This window comes from Pantoea sp. SGAir0175 (genome assembly GCF_043547855.1).
On sequence record NZ_CP028081.1, the window covers coordinates 612909 to 633586 of the forward strand.

General features: G+C 57.8%; 12 protein-coding genes. 3 read left to right on the forward strand and 9 right to left on the reverse strand.

The genetic code is table 11. From position 1 onward, the window contains the following. Positions 1-2: 2 nt before the first annotated feature. Complete coding sequence (gene exbD, locus C1N56_RS02880) at positions 3-425, forward strand: TonB system transport protein ExbD (RefSeq protein ID WP_021509588.1); 423 nt, start codon at positions 3-5, stop codon at positions 423-425. Between the two features lie 112 nt (positions 426-537). On the opposite strand, the gene C1N56_RS02885 is transcribed toward exbD, so the two are convergent. From C1N56_RS02885 to C1N56_RS02900, 4 genes are all read right to left on the reverse strand, one after another. Further along, complete coding sequence (locus C1N56_RS02885; protein ID WP_394517093.1) at positions 538-2880, reverse strand: Ig-like domain-containing protein; 2343 nt, start codon at positions 2878-2880, stop codon at positions 538-540. A 195-nt stretch (positions 2881-3075) separates the two neighbouring features. After that, positions 3076-4881: an Ig-like domain-containing protein gene (locus C1N56_RS02890; RefSeq protein ID WP_394517094.1), complete on the reverse strand. Its 1806-nt coding sequence runs from the start codon at positions 4879-4881 to the stop codon at positions 3076-3078. A 12-nt stretch (positions 4882-4893) separates the two neighbouring features. Then, positions 4894-8313, reverse strand: coding sequence for an Ig-like domain-containing protein (locus C1N56_RS02895; RefSeq protein WP_394517095.1), 3420 nt, complete (start codon positions 8311-8313; stop codon positions 4894-4896). A 193-nt stretch (positions 8314-8506) separates the two neighbouring features. Further along, positions 8507-10351 (reverse strand): Ig-like domain-containing protein, encoded by a 1845-nt coding sequence (locus C1N56_RS02900; RefSeq protein ID WP_394517096.1) that lies wholly within the window; start codon positions 10349-10351, stop codon positions 8507-8509. A 401-nt stretch (positions 10352-10752) separates the two neighbouring features. Between C1N56_RS02900 and C1N56_RS02905 the strand changes: the two genes are divergently transcribed. Then, positions 10753-12075, forward strand: coding sequence for an MFS transporter (locus tag C1N56_RS02905; RefSeq protein ID WP_211725074.1), 1323 nt, complete (start codon positions 10753-10755; stop codon positions 12073-12075). A gap of 631 nt (positions 12076-12706) precedes the next feature. Here the strand turns inward: C1N56_RS02905 and C1N56_RS02910 are convergent. From C1N56_RS02910 to C1N56_RS02930, 5 genes are read right to left on the reverse strand one after another with little or no spacing between them, the layout of a single operon-like run. Next, positions 12707-13669, reverse strand: coding sequence for a Csu type fimbrial protein (locus tag C1N56_RS02910; protein WP_394517097.1), 963 nt, complete (start codon positions 13667-13669; stop codon positions 12707-12709). Further along, on the reverse strand, positions 13666-16098 hold the full coding sequence (locus C1N56_RS02915; protein ID WP_394517098.1) for a fimbria/pilus outer membrane usher protein: 2433 nt from the start codon (positions 16096-16098) through the stop codon (positions 13666-13668). Before C1N56_RS02915 ends, C1N56_RS02910 begins: the two co-directional genes overlap by 4 nt. Beyond that, positions 16098-16796, reverse strand: coding sequence for a fimbrial biogenesis chaperone (locus C1N56_RS02920; RefSeq protein ID WP_370586629.1), 699 nt, complete (start codon positions 16794-16796; stop codon positions 16098-16100). The genes C1N56_RS02915 and C1N56_RS02920 overlap by 1 nt, the downstream gene beginning before the upstream one ends. 24 nt (positions 16797-16820) lie before the next feature. Further along, a complete protein-coding gene (locus C1N56_RS02925; RefSeq protein ID WP_021509579.1) occupies positions 16821-17324 on the reverse strand; it encodes a Csu type fimbrial protein in 504 nt (167 codons plus the stop codon). A gap of 22 nt (positions 17325-17346) precedes the next feature. Then, the gene (locus tag C1N56_RS02930; protein WP_021509578.1) at positions 17347-17916 is read right to left on the reverse strand and encodes a spore coat protein U domain-containing protein; all 570 of its coding nucleotides are present in this window, start codon (positions 17914-17916) and stop codon (positions 17347-17349) included. Between the two features lie 547 nt (positions 17917-18463). Between C1N56_RS02930 and C1N56_RS02935 the strand changes: the two genes are divergently transcribed. Further along, positions 18464-20563 (forward strand): putative bifunctional diguanylate cyclase/phosphodiesterase, encoded by a 2100-nt coding sequence (locus C1N56_RS02935; RefSeq protein WP_394517099.1) that lies wholly within the window; start codon positions 18464-18466, stop codon positions 20561-20563. The last annotated feature ends 115 nt before the right edge of the window (positions 20564-20678 follow it).

A 20678-nucleotide genomic window follows, 5' to 3' on the forward strand; every position in this document is an offset into this window, starting at 1 on the left:
TTATGGCGATGCGTTTAAACGATGATGCGGTCGGCGATGGCGAAATGCACGAAATCAACGTGACGCCGTTTATCGATGTCATGCTGGTGCTGCTGATCATCTTCATGGTCGCTGCGCCGCTCGCCACGGTGGATGTACGCGTCAATCTGCCTGCCTCCACCAGCGCGCCGCAGCCGCGTCCGGAGAAGCCGGTTTATCTGTCGATCAAAGCGGATAAACAGATCTACATCGGTAACGATGCGGTGACCAAAGAGACGCTGGTGAACGCGCTCACTGCGCAAACCGAAGGTAACAAAGAGACCACCATCTTCTTCCAGGCGGATAAATCAGTCGATTATGAAACGCTGATGTCGGTGATGGATCAGCTGCGTGAAGCGGGTTATCTGAAGATTGGTTTGATGGGCATGGAGACGGTGAAGAAATAGTTTCACCGGCGTAATACCAGCACCATATCTGTAGGGTCGTCATTCATGACGACCTTTTTTATTATGGCGGCCCGAGCAGGCCGCCATGTCATTATGCGGTGGCAAACTGCGGTTAAACCAGATTCACCGTTACGCCGTCCTGCACCAGCAGTTCCGCGTCGCCGTGGCTGAACACATGGTACTGGTTGCCAGCGATGGTCACGGTGCCGGTTTGCTGCGTCCAGCCCTTCTGCTCGCTGCCTTCAGGCAGGATATCTTCGAGACGTACGGTATCGCCCTGGTTGCCGTTGACCATTAACTGGGTTTTGCCGTCGTCAATGAAATGATCCTTTTGGCCTTTGGATAGGACATCTTCCATGGAGAAATCTTTGAGAATGTTTTCGCTGTTAAAATCAAATACTGAAGATGCATTGTCTTCAATATCTGTTATTGAGTTGATTTGTTTATTCCATGCGAAGTTATCAAAGAAAAGGCCGTTCACATTCATAACCTTGATGTCAAAATAACTTATTATTTTATCTTCAAAGTAAAATTCTTTATGGTGTACTCCATCTCGAGGTGCGGTTATTTTTTCCTGGCTGATGAGTCGGCCATCTTTATCATAAAATGAGATAGAGAAATAGCCACCATGCCCATGAGCAAAATCTAGTTCAAATTTTTTTGAATCGGGTATTGTGAACCTAATATCTGCACCATAAGCGATATAAAGGTTATGGCTTCCGTCAAAGTAGTTGTAATTGGATAAGTAGGCATATCCATAATTCGAGCGAAAAGAGAAACCATTGTCAAATACATAGGTTTCATACATGCTAAAATTTTTCCCAATAGCTTCGAAGGTTTTAGGAAGAAATTCATTTAAATGGGCCGGAATGTAGTCAAAGTTACACCCTGACATAACATATTCTTTTGTTTCAACATGGATAACATAACCAGCGCTTTTTTCGGTACTCCCCTGAGTCTTTGAGGAAAATGTCCACTTTCCAATTTCAAGCTGGCCTGGCGTATAAGACCAGTTCCCTTTGTAATCTGCCTGAACCGATGCAGTATGCGTAACAGTGTTATCCGTAAACTCAATAATAACGATGCTGTTTGCTTCAGCCTTTCCTGACAGGGTAGGTGTGGTGTCGTCGGTGAAACCGCCATTTTTAATCACGCCATGATAAAGACCGGCATCGTCCCATGCTGAATGAATTGCCGGAACGATGCTGCCTGATGCCGCAATGGTCAGTTCAAATAGTTTGCCATTCGTATCCCGCGTAGCAGAGGCTCCCGCCTGAAATTCATATTTGCCGGATGTCAGACGTGGCGCGTCGTATTGCCAGCGGCCGTCGGCACCTGCGATGACGCTGCCCAGTAACTGCCAGGTGCCAAGTGTATTACGGTTATGGATATAAACGATGCTGTTCGACTCGGCGCGGCCATGCAGATCTAACATTTGGTCATCGGTAATGGCGCCGTTACCGAGCATGCCAGTATATAAACCAAAATCGTCCCAGGCATGAGTAATTTCTGTCTTCGTGGACGCAGAAAGATTAATATCCAGGGTAAATTCATCACTCCAGCCGCTGCCAGCGTTAGCGCGGAATTCCCAACTTCCGGCACCCAGCGCCGGGTTTGGCGTCCAGACCCAGTGGGTACCGTCCATCACTGCGTTGCCGCCGTCAACCCACTCGCCCCGCGCATTTCGGTACTGGATGCGCACCGTACTGCCTCCCGCTGCGTTGCCATGCAGCTCCGGCATGGTGTCATCAGTCAGTCCGCCGCTTTTCAATTCGCCAGTTGCATTGCCGACATTATCTATTGCGTGAGTGATTTCCAGAATGGCGCCGGGATCGGGCGGGGTTGAGCCATCTTTTCCGATGATGATACTAAAAACATCCGAAACCTCACCCTCGCGCACCTTACCGGCAAAGGTTTCACTCGCCACCAGCGTTAAATCATGCTGGCCGTCGGTGAGGTCAATTTCTGGCTCGATCTTCCACATCCCGGTATTTTCATCCGCTTTGGCGCTGCCGATAACCGTATCACCTTCCTTCAGGTAAACAATCACGCCTTTTTCCGCGATACCGGTCAGGGTGGGGCGGCGGTCGTCGGTCATCTTGCCAGAATCGAAGCTGCCGGTGATGTCACCCTGATCGTCGTACATGTTCAGCAGCGTCGGCGCTACTGGCGGCGTGGTATCAACAATCAGCGTACGCAGACTGGGCGTACTGACGTTGCCGGCCTTATCAACCGACTGGAAAGACATGTTGTAGTAACCATCCTCCAGCGGCGTTGCAGGTGTCCAGCTCCAGTAGCCATTGGCAGGGTCGATATCTACCGAAAAGGTCTCTTTGCCGACGGTAATCAGCATGGTGCCGCCCTTACCGATTTCTGAATTTGCATAGCCAAAAAACGTGGGGGTGTTGGTGTCGCGCTCGAGGTATTTCACCTCTTCATAATTGAACAGTTCCATGGAGATTATTCCTGTGTTTTTTACGTCGGGTCCACCGCAGCGAGGGCCGCTGCGCCTTGTTACAGAGAGCGCATTTTGTAATAGATGATGTAACACGCCGTATGAGATACGTCCCGAAGGGAGAAAAATCCGAACGGATTAAAAACAGAGGAAAAGGAGAAGATGATGCCGTGCTGCGCACACGGCATCGGGGGATTACACCAGCTCGATTTTCACGCCGTCCTGCACCAGCAGTTCCGCATCGCCGTGGCTGAACACGTGGTACTGGCTGCCGGCGATGGTGACGGTGCCCGCCTGCTGCGTCCAGCCGCTGACCGCTTCGCCTTCCGGCAGAATGTCGCTGAGCTGCACGCTGTCGCCGGCCTGGCCGCTGACGCGCAGCTGGGTTTTGCCGTCGTCAATGAACAGGCCCTGCTGACCGGCTTCCACCACGTCGCTGAGCGTCAGGCCGAGCGGGGCGAGCGCGTTGATTTCCACCTCGCCCGGCGGCGTGGCGTCCACGACGATACTGTACGCAGGCAGGCCAGCGTCGTAAGCGCCGTAACTGACGCTGAGGCTGTGCGAGTCATCGCTGAGCTCTGGCGTGATAAAGCGCCAGTTGCCGTCTGAGCCGACCTGCACGCTGCCGATCAGCGTGCTGCCGTCGTAGACGTTGAGCACGCTGTTGGCCTCGGCGACGCCGCTCAGCTCCGGCTGGCGATCATTAGTGATGCCGCCGTTGCTGACTTCGCCGATATACAGCGCCACGTCGTCATACACGCGGAGGATTTCTGGCGAGTGCTGGCCGCCCGGCATCAGGACCAGCTCGAAGGTATCGCTCCACTGGCTGTCGCCCTGCGCCTGCGCGGCAAACGACCAGACGCCGTACTCCAGCGCCGGCGGCGTGAAGCTCCAGTTGCTGTCCGCGCCCACCGTTACCACCGCTGAATGGGTGAACTCGCCGAAGGCACCGTAGCGCACCACCACGGTGCTGTTGGCTTCGCCGCGCCCGCTCAGGGTTGGCGTGGTGTCATCGGTAAGCGCGCCGCTCAGCAGCGTGCCAGTGACCGGGCCAAAGTCGTCAGTGGCGTGGGTCAGCGTGGCGTGCAGCGCGTCGCTGCCGACGAAGGCGATGTCGAGCGTAAAGCTGTCGCTCCAGCTGCCTTCCTGACCGGCGCGGAACTCCCAGTTGCCGGCGTCCAGCTCAGCCGGTGGCGTCCAGCTCCAGCGGGTGCCGTCCATCTGCGCCGCGCCGCCGTCAACCCACTCGCCGCTGGCGTTGCGGTACTGCACGAAAACCGTGCTGCCCGCCGGGGCGCTGCCGTGCAGCTGCGGCGTGGCGTCGTCGGTGAGCGCGCCGCTCAGCAGCGAACCGGTGACCGGGCCGGCATCATCCACCGCGTGGGAAATCACCGTGGCGGCAGACCCGTCGCGGCCAATCAGCAGCTCAAACGGCGCAGAAGGTTCGCCCTCGCGCAGCTTGCCGTTAAAGGTTTCGACCGCCACCAGCGTCAGCTGATGGGTGCCGTCGCTCAGGTCGGCGTCCGGCTCCAGCGTCCAGATACCGGTGATGGCGTCGGCCTGCGCGCTGCCAATCACCGTATCGCCCTCTTTGAGGTACACCACCGTGCCCTTTTCGGCGACGCCGGTCAGGGTAGGGCGGCGATCGTCGGTCATGCGTCCGGCGTCGAAGCTGCCGGTGATATCGCCCTGGTCATCGTACATATTGAGTAGGCGCGGCGCGTCCGGCGCCGTGTAGTCGACCACCTGGATGAACTGGGCGGGGTCACCGATGTTGCCGGCGGCATCAATCATGCGCACCGACACGATGTGTTCGCCCGGCGTCCAGTCGGCGGGCGGCGTCCAGCTCCAGCGGCCGTCCGGGCCGACACTGACTGTGTACGGCTTGTTGCCGTCGATGACGATTTCCGCAAAGCCGTTGCGCGCCTGCGGACTGGTGCCGCTGTAGCCGCGGCGCGGGTCGTCGGTGTAGCGGTAAGATGCATTAAGAATCTGGTTCATGATAGCTCTCCCTTACACCAGCTCGGTTTTCACGCCGTCCTGCACCAGCAGCTCAGCGTCGCCGTTGCTCCAGACGTGGTACTGGGTGCCGGCAATGGTGACGGTTCCAGCCTGCTCGGCCCAGCCGTTCTGCTCACTGCCCTCTGGCAGGATGTCTTCGAGGCGCACGGTGTCGCCCTGGTTGCCGTTGACGATAATTTGCTTAGTGGCATCATCAATCGCCAGGTTCTCACTGCCGTGCCTGAGCACATCCTGCAGGCTGAGCGTCAGAGCGTTATTGCCGGCGTTGTCCATCTGGATCACGCTGGTTTTGCTGCCGTCCTCCACCTGGTCGGCAAAAATCACCGTTTGATCTTCGCTGTCGACCAGCAGCTGATAGAGCTGATTATCGGCGTCGAAAACCTGGATCGGATCATAGAGATCGTTTTCGTCAAACAGGTACAGTTTGCCGCCGTTGGTGTTGATTTCCGGATGGACGTATTCGCCCCATTTGATGTCATCAATATAAAAACCAGCATCATTGTCGTCTGGTGTGGTTTCCTGACCCAGCACTAAATCGATATGACCGATTTTTTTACCCGGCGGTGCGATAAACTGATAGGTGTCAGGGGATGTGTCAGTACGGTAACCTACGGTTGTAATCATTTCACGGTAAAGAATTTCACCGGTTGTTGAGTAAACAATAATTTCATGCTGGTTAGCTGATTGTACCGAGCTCAGCGCAAATTCGACCTTATCCGTGCTGCCAAAGTCATACGTGTAAGTAGAGTTATCGCCTAATAAAAATGCACGATATTCACCTTTGCCATTAGAAACTCTGGCTTGATCTAATTTTGAGACTGAATCTGGATGTGCTTTTCCGGAAAATTTAACGCCACCAGATAGTGTGTTAACCCGGGTCATGTCGAACTTGTAGTCAACGGCATATTGATCGAATGATTCCAGGCCGGAGTCGATGTTTACCCCCCATGCGATGTGATCGATGGTAAACCCACCATCTACAGTGTTTTCAACACCGGAATCATCTCCAACAATAAATTCAATATGTGAAATTGATTTCCCTGTTTGTGCAACATACTCAAACTTACTGTAGTCAACACCGACAGATTTTAGTGATTCTTCAAAGAGTAACTCACCAGAAGTAGAAAAAATCTTGATTTTATGACGGTTAGAGTAAAAAACGTTGTGATAATCAAATGATATTTTATCGGTTGGTTCAAAAGTTATTTCATAGGTGGAGTTGTTTTTAAAATATAATGATTTGTAGGATTTTGACTTGGCATTGTCATAAACCTCTGCTTCAGTGCCTTTCACGGTTTTGAAAATCAAACCACTGCCGAGTTTATCTGCTTTGCCCAGAGGGAATTTATATGCTGCTTCATAGCTATCGAAAGCTTCAAAGCCATGGCTACCATGTGTGATATCATCATTCGCGTAACGTTTTGTTATGATGTTGTCAATCCCAAAAACATTTCTTGCGCTTTTTAAATGAAGCTCAACATAACTTATTTCAATCTCACCGGAGAAGAAGCGTAGCACTTCACGGGCTTCATTACGTGTATCAGTGGCGTATACGCGGCCAATCTCTCTACCATTAGCATCATAAAAGCTAACGTATGAATCAGCTCCCTCCCAGTCTATGGCAGTTAGTTCAAAATAGTTAATTTTTTCAGCTAACATTATTTTCTGGACGGTTTCTATATTGAGATTCATATTGTCAATGATAAGGCTTTTCCCATAAATAGCATTATCTTCAATGCGGGTTTTCACCTTTTCCTGATTATTGAATTTGAAGTTGAGATCGCCATAAATGAAATCTTTAGTCATGTCTCCTGGAATTATTGATTCAAAATCATAAGATTTAACTATTACTTCATGTTCAACAACTCGCAGCGCATAATCTGCACTATAGCTGTTGCCATTGGTGGTTTTCGCTCTGAAATCCCAGTTACCATATTCCAGCTCGTCTTTTGGCGTAAACGACCAGCGGCCATTCGCATCCGCAACCGTTGACCCGCTATGCCAGGTTTTGCCGTCGCGTGAGTACTCGACCTGTACAACCGCATTCGCCTCGGCACTGCCGCGCAGTTCCGGCTGAGTATCATTGGTCAGCCCGCCCGATTTCACCTCACCGGTGATTTTGCCCACATCATCCCAGGCCATAGCGATCTCTGGTGCGACGCTGCCCGGCGCCACAATCTGCAGCCCAAACGGTTTACCGTTCGTATCACGTGTGCCAGACGTTCCCGCCTGGAACTCATACGTCCCTGGAGAAAGGCGGTCAGTTTCATACTCCCAGCGACCATCGGCGCCGGCAGTCACGCTGTCCAGCAGTTCCCATGCGCCCAGCACATTGCGATAGTGGATATACACCAGGCTGTTAGACTCGGCGCGGCCGTGCAGGTTTGGCGTGCGGTCATCGGTAATCGCGCCGTTGCCGAGCATGCCAGTGAACGGGCCAAAGTCATCGTAAGCGTGAGTGATTTCCGTTTTTGCCGCCGGTGCGAGATCGATATCCAGCTTAAATTCGTCGGTCCAGCCGCTGCCGGCGTTGGCGCGGAATTCCCAGTTACCGGCACCCAGCGCCGGGTCTGGCGTCCAGCTCCAGCTGGTGCCGTTCATTACCGCATTGCCGCCGTCGATCCATTCACCTTTATCGTTACGGTACTGAATGCGCACCATGCTACCTTCCGGCGCGCTGCCGCGCAGCTCGGGCGTGGTGTCATCGGTAATGCCGCCGCTCTTCAGTGAGCCGGTCAGGCTGCCGGCGTTGTCAACGGCATCAATGATTTTGGCCACGCCGCCCGGATCGCTCGGCACGTCGCCATCTTTTCCGATGGTAATGTTAAACTCATCGGATACTTTGCCCTCACGCACCTTACCGGCGAAGGTTTCCGCCGCCACCAGCGTCAGGTTGTGACGGCCATCCGCCAGGTCCACATTCGGTTCCAGCGTCCACAGACCGGTTTTCTCGTCGGCTTTGGCGCTGCCGATCACGGTGTTGCCCTCTTTCAGATACACCACGGTGCCCTTTTCGGCGATGCCGGTCAGGGTCGGGCGGCGATCGTCGGTCATTTTACCGGCGTCAAAGCTGCCGGTAATGGCGCCCTGATCGTCGTACAGGTTCAGCAGCGTCGGTGCGCCCGGCGGCGTAGTGTCGACGATCAGCGTGCGCTGCGACGGCGTACTGAGGTTACCGGCGGTGTCGATGGTCATAAAGGAGATGCTGTATTCACCGTCGGCCAGCGCTTCTGGTGGCGTCCACTTCCAGCTGCCGTCCTGCGGGTTGATGTCGACAAAGAAATTCCTGTCGCCAAGCGTAATCATTACCTGGCCGCCTTTGCCCACTTCTGAATCGATTTTACCGAAAAACGTTGGGGTGTTGGTGTCGCGCTCGAGGTATTTCACCTCTTTAAAATCAAACAGATCCATGGAGATTATTCCTGTGTTTTACGTTGGGTTTATTGCAGCAAAGCCCGCTGCGCCTTGTTATAAAGTGCGCATTTTGTAATAGATGACGTAAAACGCTGTATGAGACCTGTCCCGAAGGGAGAAAAGTCCGAACGGGTGAAAAGCCGGGAAAAGAGGGCAGGGTGATGCCGTGCTACGCGCACGGCATCGGGGGTTACACCAGTTGTAATTGCACGCCGTCCTGCACCAGCAGTTCAGCGTCGCCGTGGCTCCAGACGTGATATTGCGTACCGGCGATGGTCAGGGTGCCGGTCTGCTGCGTCCAGCCGTCGACCGCTTCACCTGCCGGCAGAATATCCTGCAGCTGCACGCTGTCGCCCGGCTTGCCGTTCACCAGCAGCTGGGTGCTGTCATCCTCAATGAACAGCCCTTTGCCACCTTCGCTCAGCAACTGGTGCAGCGTCAGCGCGTCCGGCTGGGCTTCATCCTGCGCCTGCTGATCGAACGCGGCGTCAGGGCTGACGTCGAGCACGAATTTGCTGCTCCAGTTGCTCTTCATCTCGCCGGTTGAGGCGCGCGCCTGATATTCCCACACGCCAGGCTGATGCAGATAGGGTGAGGTGAAGCTCCACTTGCCGTCGGCATCGACCTGCACGCTGCCAGCGTGGCGCAGGCCTTCACCCTGCACGCCATATTCGATCTCAATCACCTGGCCCGGCGTGCCGCTGCCGTGCAGCGTTGGCGTGGTGTCATCGGTTGAGTCGTGCTGATAAACCGGCCCCTGCAGCGGGCCCGCGTTGTCCCAGGCGTAGTCGATGGTCGGCTCCAGCGGCGCACCGGGGATCACCAGCAGCTCAAACTTATCGCTCCACGCGCTGGCTTTGCCATCGGCTACGCCGCGCGAGCGGAAACCCCATTCGCCAAAATAGGTCAGTTCAAAGCCGGCGAACTGCCAGTTGCCCTGCGCATCGACCGTCACGCTGCCCGCGCTGTGCCAGCCGCTGTTACTCAGGTTGTACTCAATCTCAACGATGCTGCCCGGCGCACCACGACCTTCCAGCACCGGCGTTTTATCGTCGGTGGTGCCGCGATGGTACACCTGGCCGGTATGGGCGCCGGTATCGTCACGCGCGCAGTCGATAGCCGGACGCAGATTTTCCAGCGCCGACATATTAAGGCTGAAATCCGGGCGGTAGTCGTCTTTGCTGTTCTCGTAGGAAGCGTAGAAGGTGTAGATGCCGTCACCGCTGATCATCGCGCGTGACTGAATCACCCAGTCGCCGTTGGCATCGGTTTTAACGCTGCCTTTATAGCCGATGCCGCCGTGATCGTTCTGCGCGAACAGATAAACGATGCTGTTCGGCTCCGCGCGGCCCACGATCAGCGGCGAGAAGTCGTCGGTGGTGGAACCGCTGGCGAGCTGGCCCTGCACGGTGCCGACATCGTCAATCGCGTAGCTGATGGTCGGCGGCACCGGACCGCTCTCAACCACGGTGACGTCGAAGTGGTTAGAGGGTTCGCTGACGCGGCCAAACTCGTCGGTGGCGGTGACGGTTAGCTGATGCCCGCCCGCGCCCAGCAGCGGCTCCAGCGACCATTCGCCGCTTTTACTGGCCACGGTGCTGCCAATCAGCCTGTCGTGATCGTACAGCCGCACCGTGCTGCCCGGCAGCGCATAGCCCTGCACTTTGGGCGTGGTGTCATCAATGGTGTGACCGCGCCCGACCGGGCCGGTTTCGCTGCCGACATCATCAAACAGCGCGGTGATCGCCGGTTTGTCCGGCACCGAGAGCGCGACGTCAACAGAGAACGGATGCGGTTCACCGTTGTCGCCGATGCGCGCCACCATGTCGTGGCTGCCTTCGCTCAGTGAGAACGGCGGCTGAAATGACCAGCTGCCGTCTGCGGCAATCGGCGTGCTGTAGCGGTGATCGTTGATAATGAATTCAATGATTTCACCGGTCTGCGCCGGCAGGCTGCCGCTCAGCAGCGGATAAGGTGTGCCCACTCGCAAGGTATTAATGGATGAAAAGGGGTCAAAGCTGAGAGGTGTTAGCATAAGTGTTCTCCACCAAAATCAACAACGGCGTGATTACCGTTGCCTGCCCAGCATAAAGGGGGAGGGGATAGCGCCATGTACCAGAATCGTCTCGTTTCTAAGACTGATCTTAATAAGTTCTGCTAATGAAAAAGGCATTAAAAAGAGTGGGATATGGCTCATGATATTGCTTGCTGGGGTTTGATATCGCTGAATTTATACCACTGGTAAAGTCGATAGTCTGTGCTGCACCTGTCACCTGGAAAGCCCAGAATTATTAACTTTCCTCATAAGCTGATCGGACCGGCGGTGTTAACTATTTGTTACCTTTGTTTGTACTTTTGTAAAGTGCAATGGTGAACAGGATCACATCTATTCGCGCGCCGGCAGGCTAAAACAGGAGAAAAACCAGGAAGGACGATATGAGCTCAAGTCACGCTTTACAAAAGTCATCGCAGGGCGGTGCCAAAACCATCTTTAGCGTTACCAGCGGTAACTTTCTTGAGATGTACGATTTTATGGTGTTTGGCTACTACGCCACCGCCATTTCAAAAACCTTTTTCCCGGGCGACGATCCGTTCGCCTCGCTGATGCTGACGCTGATGACCTTTGGCGCGGGCTTCCTGATGCGTCCGCTCGGGGCGATTATACTGGGGGCCTACATTGACCATCACGGCCGGCGTAAAGGGCTGCTGCTGACGCTCGGTCTGATGGCGCTCGGTACGCTGACTATCGCGCTGGTGCCAGGCTACGCCACGCTGGGCGCGGCGGCACCGATTCTGATTCTGCTGGGTCGCCTGCTGCAGGGCTTCTCGGCGGGCGTGGAGCTGGGCGGCGTCTCAGTTTATCTGTCTGAAGTGGCTCCCAAAGGCCGTAAAGGCTTTTACGTCAGCTGGCAGTCAGGCAGCCAGCAGGTAGCGGTAATCTTTGCCGCGCTGCTGGGGCTGGGGCTTAATCATCTGCTGGCGAAAGACGCGGTGACCGAATGGGGCTGGCGTATTCCGTTTGTGGTCGGCTGTCTGATTGTGCCGTTCCTGTTCTGGATTCGCCGCATGCTGGAAGAGACCGAAGCGTTCAGCCAGCGTAAATCGCACCCGTCGATGGGCCAGATTGTGCGTTCAGTGGGACAGAACTGGGCGCTGGTGCTGGCCGGCATGCTGATGGTGGTCACCACCACGGTGATGTTCTACATGATCACCGCATTCACCCCGACCTTTGGTAAAACCGTGCTGATGATGAGTGACAAACAGAGCTTCCTCGTGACGCTGTTTGTCGGCATCTCCAACCTGTTCTGGCTGCCGGTGATGGGCGCGCTGTCGGACCGCGTCGGAAGGCGACCGCTGCTGATTACTTTTACCGTGTTGATGATCCTGACGACCTGGCCGGTGCTGCACGGGCTGGTAGGATCGCCGACCTTCGCGCACCTGGTGGAAGCGGAGCTGTGGTTATCGTTCCTGTATGCCAGCTATAACGGCGCGATGGTGGTGTATCTGGCGGAGATCATGCCCGCTGAAGTACGTGCTTCGGGCTTTTCGCTGGCTTACAGCCTGGCGACCGCGCTGTTCGGCGGTTTTACGCCGGCGATTTCGAGCTATCTGATTCATGCTACTGGCGATAAAGCGATGCCGGGCGTCTGGCTGTCGTTCGCCGCGGTGTGCGGTCTGGTAGGCACGCTGCTGATTGGCCGTATGGTGAAACAGTATCAGGCGCGGCACAGCGCAACGGTAGTGGGCGCGTCGCTGTAGTTAGATTTGGTATGCGCTGGCCCTCACTTTAACATTTTCCCACTTGCCCTCACCCTGACCCTCTCCCGCATGCGGGAGAGGGAACCGCTCGGTGTGGGTTTGCAGACCTGCACTTCACCTCAACACTCGCTTGGTTGGCTCCTTCTCCCGCTGGCCCTCACCCTAACCCTCTCCCGCACGCGGGAGAGGGAACCGCTCAGTGCGGGTTTGCAGACCTGCGCTTCACCTCAACATCCGCGCGATCGGCCCCTTCTCCCGCCAGCGGGAGAAGGCGGGGGATGAGGGTGCCAGCCTGCTCCTGCTCTGCGCGCTGGCCCTCACCCTGACCCTCTCCCGCACGCGTGAGAGGGAAACCGTTCAGTGCGGTTTCGCAGACCTGCACTTCACCTCAACGCCCGCGCGGTCGGCCCCTTCTCCCGCCAGCGGGAGAAGGCGGGGGATGAGGGTGCCAGCCTGCTCCCGTCTGCCTGCTGGCCCTCACCCTAACCCTCTCCCGCACGCGGGAGAGGGAACCGCTCGGTGCGGTTTCGCAGACCTGCGCTTCACCTCAACGCCCGCGCGGTCGGCCCCTTCTCCCGCTGGCGGGAGAAGGCGGGGGATGAGGGAGCCAGCCAGCTCCCGTCCCACCCCGCTAAAACGCCACATCCACCACCACGCTATCGCTGTAATTGCCCGCTGCGGGCGTATTTTGCGTAGTCAGAATCTGCGCCGTATAGGTAAAGTTGCGCGTCACGGTATCCGCGTTGAGCGATGTCGAGGTCGCGCTGCTCCAGCGGTCGCTGCCGCTCGGGCCCCAGCGATTGGTGGTGGTGGTGCCTTTATAGATATCGTACGCCAGCCGGTTAGTGCCGCTCGCCATCTGGCGCGTGGTGCCGCTGAAATAGCTGCCATTACTCAGTCCCACCGTATACGTGCTGCCCTTTGAACACACCACGTTAATCGTCTGCTGCACAGTAGAAAAACTGCCGACCAGCGGCGCACTGCCGAAGTTGACATTCGGCGCCGTAATGGTGGTGCAGTCGTTAGTGATCACCATATTCACGGTGATCGGCATCGCCGTCCCGCTGCTGCTCTGCACCGTGCCGACGCACACGCCGGCCACATTTAACCCGGCACACACGTTATAACTCACCGTCAGCGTGATGGTGGTGGTGTAACTGCCGGCGGCAATCACCTGGCCAGGCACGGTACGGAAATAGAGTGGAATGACAAAATTGAGGCTATTGCCGAGCGCCAGCAGCGCGGAAGAGTTCCAGCGATAGCTGCCGCCCTGGCGCAGTTCGGTGGCACAGGCGCTGTCGATGCACAGCTGAATCGGCACGTTATCGGTGCCGCTGGCCGATGCCTTCATGGTGGCGCGCGTGCCGCTCAGGTAGTTGGCGGTGGTAAACGCATAGGCGACGTAATCGCTGCCCAGCAGGTTGAGCGTGCCGGTGCCGCAGTTAACGTTGGTGTTACTGGAGGTATTGACCGCCGTCGACTGCACGTAAAACGTGGTTTGCGTGCCAAAGCTGGCGCTGGGAGCCGAAAGCGAACAGAGCGCGTAGCTGCTGGCCGGCAGCAGCCACAGCAGCAAGAACAGAAATTTCCTCATGGCGAGATCCCTGACTGTGAGTTGTTGGCGGCATTCACTGCCGTACCGGGCGCGGCAGGCGGCAGCGGGCAGGTGAGTGGACCGTAAGTCTGCAGCGCTTTGGGCTGCCCCTCAGCGATAGCCAGCGTGGTCTCGCACTGGCGTCCGTCCGGCGTCACCACGCGCATCGGGTTGCTGGCGCTGAGATCTTCCATCCACACGATGCCGTCCCAGCCGACATATTCAGTGGCGCGATCGCGGCGCAACACCTGGCTGGAGACCGGCAGCGGCTGGCCGTCACTGTCGTGCAGGATCACGCTGGCGGCGCGCAGACGCTCCACCGGGAAATTCAGCAGATAGCCACTTTTGCGCTTCACCGCGAAACGCTGCTCCACTTTGGGCGCGGTCATGTCAGCCGGCAGATCGAGGGTATCGATATCGTACTTCGCGCCGTAATAGCTGCTGATGGACGGCACCAGCAAATAGCCAGCGTCATCGGTGCGGCCCATCGTCTGGTTTTCGTAGCGCACCGTCACGTCCGGATAGCGGGTTTTCACCACCACAAAGGCATCGTTGATGTTGTTGGCGGCGAACACATGGTTGTCCATCAGCACCAGCGAGCCGGTGAAATCGGCCCACTGCGTGGTGTTGTCATCGTCGCCGTAAAAGCCAGCGGAAGTATCGATCTTGTTGTTGCGATAGCGCAGGCTGCCCTGACGATAATCGCCGCTGTCGCCGCCCTGATGCGCCCATGACGCATCGTAAGCAAAACCGCCGTCGCTCGGCATGGCGCGCGACACGTACAGGCGCTGATTGCTTTGCCCCTGCTGATCGCGCTCGACGCTGATCGATGCGCTGCTCTGTTCGCCAAACGGAATCACCAGCGAAATCGCGCCGCTCCAGTCGCCCTGTTGCTGGTCGCGGCTGGCAGAAATGTACAGACTGCTGTTACCCCACAGGTTTTTACTCCACGATAAATTCCACAGGCGAGTGCGATCGCCGCTGCCGCCAGCGATATCCAGATACGCCAGACCGAGGCTGCCGTACTGGCTGAGCGACAGGCTGGCGGTGTACTGCGCGCTGCGTCTGGCGAGCGAATAGCTGGTGTTGGCGCTATCGCCGCGGCTGCCGACCAGCGCCAGGTTGCCGAAATCCGCGCTGCGCAGCGTGTGCTGGGTGCCGAGGCTGAACCAGCTGTTGTTGTACTGGTAACCCCAGCTGTACTGGGTGCCGGGCCTGCCGTCCAGCTGGCTCTGCGCCAGCGCGGCATTGATGACGCCAAGGCTGCCCAGCTTCACCAGCGCGCCGGCACCGCCCATCGCCACGTCACTGCTGCCTTCGGCGTGCGATTCCAGCGTCAGCCAGTCGCGCAGGCCGTAGCGATAGGATCCGCTGGCCGCCGCTGCGCCGTAATCAAAGTTTTTAATGCCGTAGTTCTCGCGAATCGCCCCGGCGGAGAAGGCGTAATCGGACAGGCCGGTTTTCAGCAGGCTGCTGGAGACGTAGAACGGCAGCGTCGTCGTCACCTGACGGCCGACCGCGTCGGTGGTGGTGATCACCGCATCGCCCGCCCCGTTAACGAACGGCACATTGGTCAGCGACCATGGCCCCGGCTGCACGTTGGCCTGCGCGCTGCGATAGCCATTGATAAACAGATCGACTGACGACGGCACCGCCGCCTGGCCGCTAAAGGCCGGCAGCGGGTAGGTGACCAGATCCGGTCGCACGCTGAAGTCACGCGCGATCTGCACGCCGCCAAGGCGCACGCTGTTGCTCCAGCCCAGCGCATCCGTAATCAAATCCCCGGCGCGCCAGCTGAGCGCGGCATTCTCGTTCTCGTTGCTGTACCAGGTGTCGTAGCGAATGTAAACCTGCTGCTGGCCGCTGGTGTCGCCCGCAAGCTGCTGAATATAGACACCGTTGCTGGAGAACTGGCCGGCCGGGCCGAACAGACGCAGCTCGTTCCAGCTGGAGAGACGCGAACCGGCGTTGTCGGTGCGCGTGGCGTAGAGGTCATAGTTGAGCAGCGCGCCGTTGCTGGCCTGGCCGGGGTAGCGCGGGCCGTTTTGCGGCTGACCAAGCGTCTGCTCCGGCAGCCAGGCGGGCGGTACCGTCAGCAGCAGGCGCTGACGGCGTTCATCGTATTCCACTTTAACCTCACCCAACTGACCGGGAGCGACCTGTTCGCCAGCCAGCTTCGCCGCCGGAATGCCGGCGCGCTGCAGATCGCCGCTGCGCAGCCAGAACTCACCGTCGCGCCGCTCTACCGGCACAATCTCGCCCCGTTCGCGCTGATTCACCACCAGTTCCAGCATGTATTGCTGGCCGCTGGCGCTGTGGCTAACGGCAGGCGGCGGTGGCAGCTCAGAGAAAGTCTCTGCGCTGCTCAGCGGGGAAAAGCACAGCACGCTGGTCACCGCCAGCGTGCAGGGAGGCGGCGTCAGTTTCATCAGCGCGCGGCAGCGCTGCGCCAGTGATTTTTATTCACCTCGGCCGCGAGTTCACCGCTCACCGGGCTGTTCAGCGGCCAGCGGTGGCTGCTGTTAGCCAGCACATAGCCAAACAGGCCGTTGCCGAGCGCGCGACCGCCGACGGTGACGTTGCTCAGGCGCGCGTGGCCGTTGCCGCGATTGGTCAGCTCCAGCCAGCGTTTGCCGTCGCGGCTGACCTGACGCCAGCTGAGATCGGCTTTAGCGCTGTCGCGCGTCAGGCCATCGCCATAGACAAACAGCGGCACCGAGTAGCGCATCTGAAAGGTTAGCCCGGCCTGATTCTCGCCCGGCGAGCGCGGCGTCGGGATCTCATCCAGCACCACGCGATAGGCTTGCTCCACGCCCGCAGGCGGCGCGCTCTGGCGAATCAGACGCACCAGCTGCTTCTGCCCCGGCTCCAGCCGCACCATCGGCGGGCTGGCAACCACCTGCTGCTGCGTTTGATACTGTTCCTGGCCGTCAATCTGCTGCCAGTTGAAGATGCGCACCTGCATGATGGTGGTGGCGTTACCGCGATTCTCCAGCCACAGTTCGCTGGCTTTTTCCTGCGGATTGATGGCGGGATCGATCGGCCAGATCATCAGCGAGTTGGCAGCGAAGCTGGCGGGCGACAGGGCCAGAAGAAACCAAAGAAGCAGGGCGCGCAGGCTCATCATCTTTCATCCTTTTTTATGCTGCCGTCACCAGCTCAGGGTGACGGTTAACGTATCGGTATAGGTCCCGGCGCGCGTCGGGCCGGGCAGGGTTAACAGGCCATAAATCGGCAGCACGATGTTATTGGCGTTGCTGTAACTCAGCGCCACCGGCGAGTTAACCGGAATCGCCGTGGTGTGCGCTGCGTTGGTATACAGGCTGTACGCCACGGTATCGGTGTTACTGGTGTGTTTGAGATTGCGGCTGCTGGTGTAATTGCTGCCGCCATTGATACTCATGCTGAGGGCGGTACCCGGCGTGCAGGCGAGGGTGAGAGTGGTGCTTTGCACGTAGCTGGCGCTGACGCTGCTGCTCGCCACGCCCGACTGGGTGCCAAAATTCAGCGTGCCAAACACGCCGGTATTGGTACCGGAGATCACGCAGCCTGCCACCACTGACGCAGAGACCTGGAAGGTGGCCGTCGGCAAACTCCAGGCCGGGACGCTCCCTATCAGCAGGGCCAGGCTGCCAGCACGCAGCAGCCAGACCATCCTTCTTACCCCACCGCTGGCGTCAGTAGTTCACCGCCACGTTAATGGTATCGGTGTAGGTACCAGCCGGAATCAGTGGGTTAAAGCCGCCGCCGACTACCCGACCGTAAATGGCATAGTTGGTGCCGAGCGTCGGATCGGTGGTGCCGCTGGCGGCAATGTTGGTGTTGTTGGCGATGGCGGTGGTAAACGCGGCGTCGCTGTACAGCGTGTAAGCAATGCCCTGCGTATTGTTGGAGCCGAGGATCAGGTAACGCGGCTGGCCGCTCACCGTACCGTAAATGGTGGCCGGTGCCGGATTACTGCTGGTGACCTGCACATTGAAGGTTTGACCGGTGGTGCAGCGGACAAAAATGCCGTTCCCGGATGCGCCCACCAGGGTGGCGTTTAAGGTATCAAAGGTTGCAGCGCTGCTACCGAAGTTCAGGGTACCGAAGTTAACCCCGCTGGTGGCGGACTGACCGTTCACCAGACAGCCGGTGGTGAGCGTCAATGTGGCATTGATGGTTCCCGTTGTGGTGGCAGCAAAAACCGTTGCAGGGGCGAGCGCGGCGCTCAGGCTGGTAGCCAAAAGAAAAAGCTTGAGTTTCATAATCAATCCTTACTGATTATCCAATGTCAGTGCTTTTTCGCCTGGTGATTTATTAATGAAACGAACCCGTAAATAACAAGACGCCGCGATCGGCAAACGAACTTAATGCCCTGCCACCTAAGAAAATTCTTAAAGGCTGAGTTAGTGATTTATATCAGTTTTATTTACTATAGAACACCCTTTTGCCGCTTGTACAACGCACCGGAGAATTTTCGCTAATCAATTTATCCTTTTCCCCGGTAATGCAGTTATAACAAGGGCTGGCGGCCCGTTAAAAAAACCAAACGGCAAGTGATTCCCCCCTCTACCGCGACTTCAGGTTCAATGCTATGTTCATGCATTAATCAGATATCATTACTTTTCCCGGCCGCGACAGACGATGAGAATAAAAAATAGCCGTGCAATACCTCCAGTTATTTCTGGATCTGTTTTTGTGTTGCCGCATCGCTGGTGGTCATTACCTGCCTCACATTGATGTTTTCACTTTTTCTGTTGTTAATTGACGATACCGCACCTGCGCCGCCGCGGGTTGAGTTGAGGAGCGCACATGTTGCTGGTTACCTGGGATAGCGTTCTGGTTGCCGTTTCGCTGATTGTGGCGTTTATCGCGGCGTTTACGGCGCTGGATACCGCCGGGCGCGTCGCCGTGTCGCGCGGCCTGCTGGCGAAGCTGTGGCTGGTGGCCGGCGGTACGGCGATGGGTATTGGCATCTGGGCGATGCACTTCATTGGCATGCTGGCGATGATGATGCCGATGACCATGCGCTATGACATTCCGCTCACCGCCTTCTCGCTGCTGCTGGCGATTCTCACCAGCATCTTCGCCTTTGCGCAGGGCCTGCAGGGCAGCCATCTGACGCGCCGCCGGCTGTTGCGCGGCACGGTGATCCTCGGCAGCGGCGTGGTTGCCATGCACTATCTCGGCATGCTGGCGCTGCTGATCGAACCCGCCATTCACTGGGATTTGCGCCTGGTGGCGTTGTCGGTACTGATTGCCTACGGCGCATCCGGTGCCGCGCTGTGGCTGGCATTCCATCTGCGCCATGGCGAGAGCCTGCTGCTGATGCGCGCCTGCGCGGCGCTGGCGATGGGGGTGGCGATTGCCGGCATGCACTACACCGGCATGGCGGCCGCGCAGTTCAGCGCGCCCGGCAGCATGCAGCACCACGGCATGGGGCAGGAGGGGCTGGCGGTGTGGGTAACCATCATCACGCTCACCATTCTCGGTCTGACACTGCTGATCTCAATGCTGGACGCCCAGCTGCGCGCGGCGCGTCTTGCCGCCCGGCTGCGGCGCGCCAACAGCGAGCTGCGCCAGCTGGCGCTGCACGATACTCTCACCGCACTGCCCAATCGCGTGATGCTCGACCAGCAGCTCAGCACGCAAATCAAACAGGCGACGCTGGATGACCAGCCCTTTGCCCTGATGTTTATGGATCTCGATGGCTTCAAAGCGGTGAACGATACCTGGGGGCATCACGTCGGCGATCGTTTGCTGGTTGCCGTGGCGGAACGGCTGCGCACCCAGCTGGAAGCGGACATTTTGCTGGCGCGCCTTGGCGGCGATGAGTTTGTCATGCTGTGTCCGCAGTACGCGGCAACCCAGGCTGAAGCGCTGGCGCAGCGGCTGGTGCACAGCATTGATGCACCGTTTGAGCTGGATCGTTACTCGCTGCGCGTCTCGCTCAGCATCGGCATCGTGATCTTCCCGCAGCATGGCCGCAGCCCGCAGGAGATGATGTTTAACGCTGACTCGGCCATGTATCACACCAAGCACAGCGGGCGTAACGGCTGGAGCCTGTTTGAGCCAGTGATGAGCGCGGTGGCGCAGCATCAGCTGGCGCTGGCCAACGATTTATGGAACGCGCTGGAGTGCCAGGAGATGCGCCTGTTCTACCAGCCGAAGTTTCGCGCGGGCGGGACCATTCTGATGGGTTTTGAGGCGTTACTGCGCTGGCAGCATCCGCGCCGCGGCTTGCTGATGCCGGATATGTTTCTGGCGCGCGCCGAGAAAACCGGCCAGATTGTGGCGCTCGGCAACTGGGTGATCAACGAAGCCTGCCGTCAGCTGCGACAGTGGCAGGACGAGGGCAACCGCGACTGGAGCGTCTCGGTTAACCTGTCCGCACTGCAGTTTCATCAGCGCGATCTGATCGATACGCTGCGCCAGACGCTGCAGCGCTACCAGCTGCCGGAAGGCGCGCTGATGCTGGAAATCACGGAAAGCATCGCCATGCGCGATCCGCAGTTCAGCCAGCAGCGCATCGCCGAACTGCAGCGGCTTGGCGTCAAAGTGGCCATCGACAACTTCGGCATTGGCTACGCCAATCTGCTGCACCTCAAGCATCTTGAGGCCAGCGAACTGAAAATTGATCGCGCCTTCATTAACAGCCTGCGTGCCGACAGTGAGGATGCAACCGTGGTGACCGCCATGCTGACGCTGGCGCAAAGCCTTAACCTGCGCATGGTGGCGGAGGGCGTGGAGACCGAAGAGCAGCAGCGCCTGCTGACCGGTCTCGGCTTTGACACGCTGCAGGGGTATCTGCTGGGCAAACCGACACCGGCGGAGCGCATCGGCGAATTCAACGCGTCAACGCCGATTGCACCGCACTTTCCTGATAACGTGCTGCCGCTCACCGGCGCCTGACCAGCAATTTTTGTTCTCCTTCACATCGGAAGCTTTCATCGTTCAGTGACTCATATCGGCAGCCGGTCTGCCGATAATTTCAATTATAAAACCAACATTTTCTTTTTCATTTCAA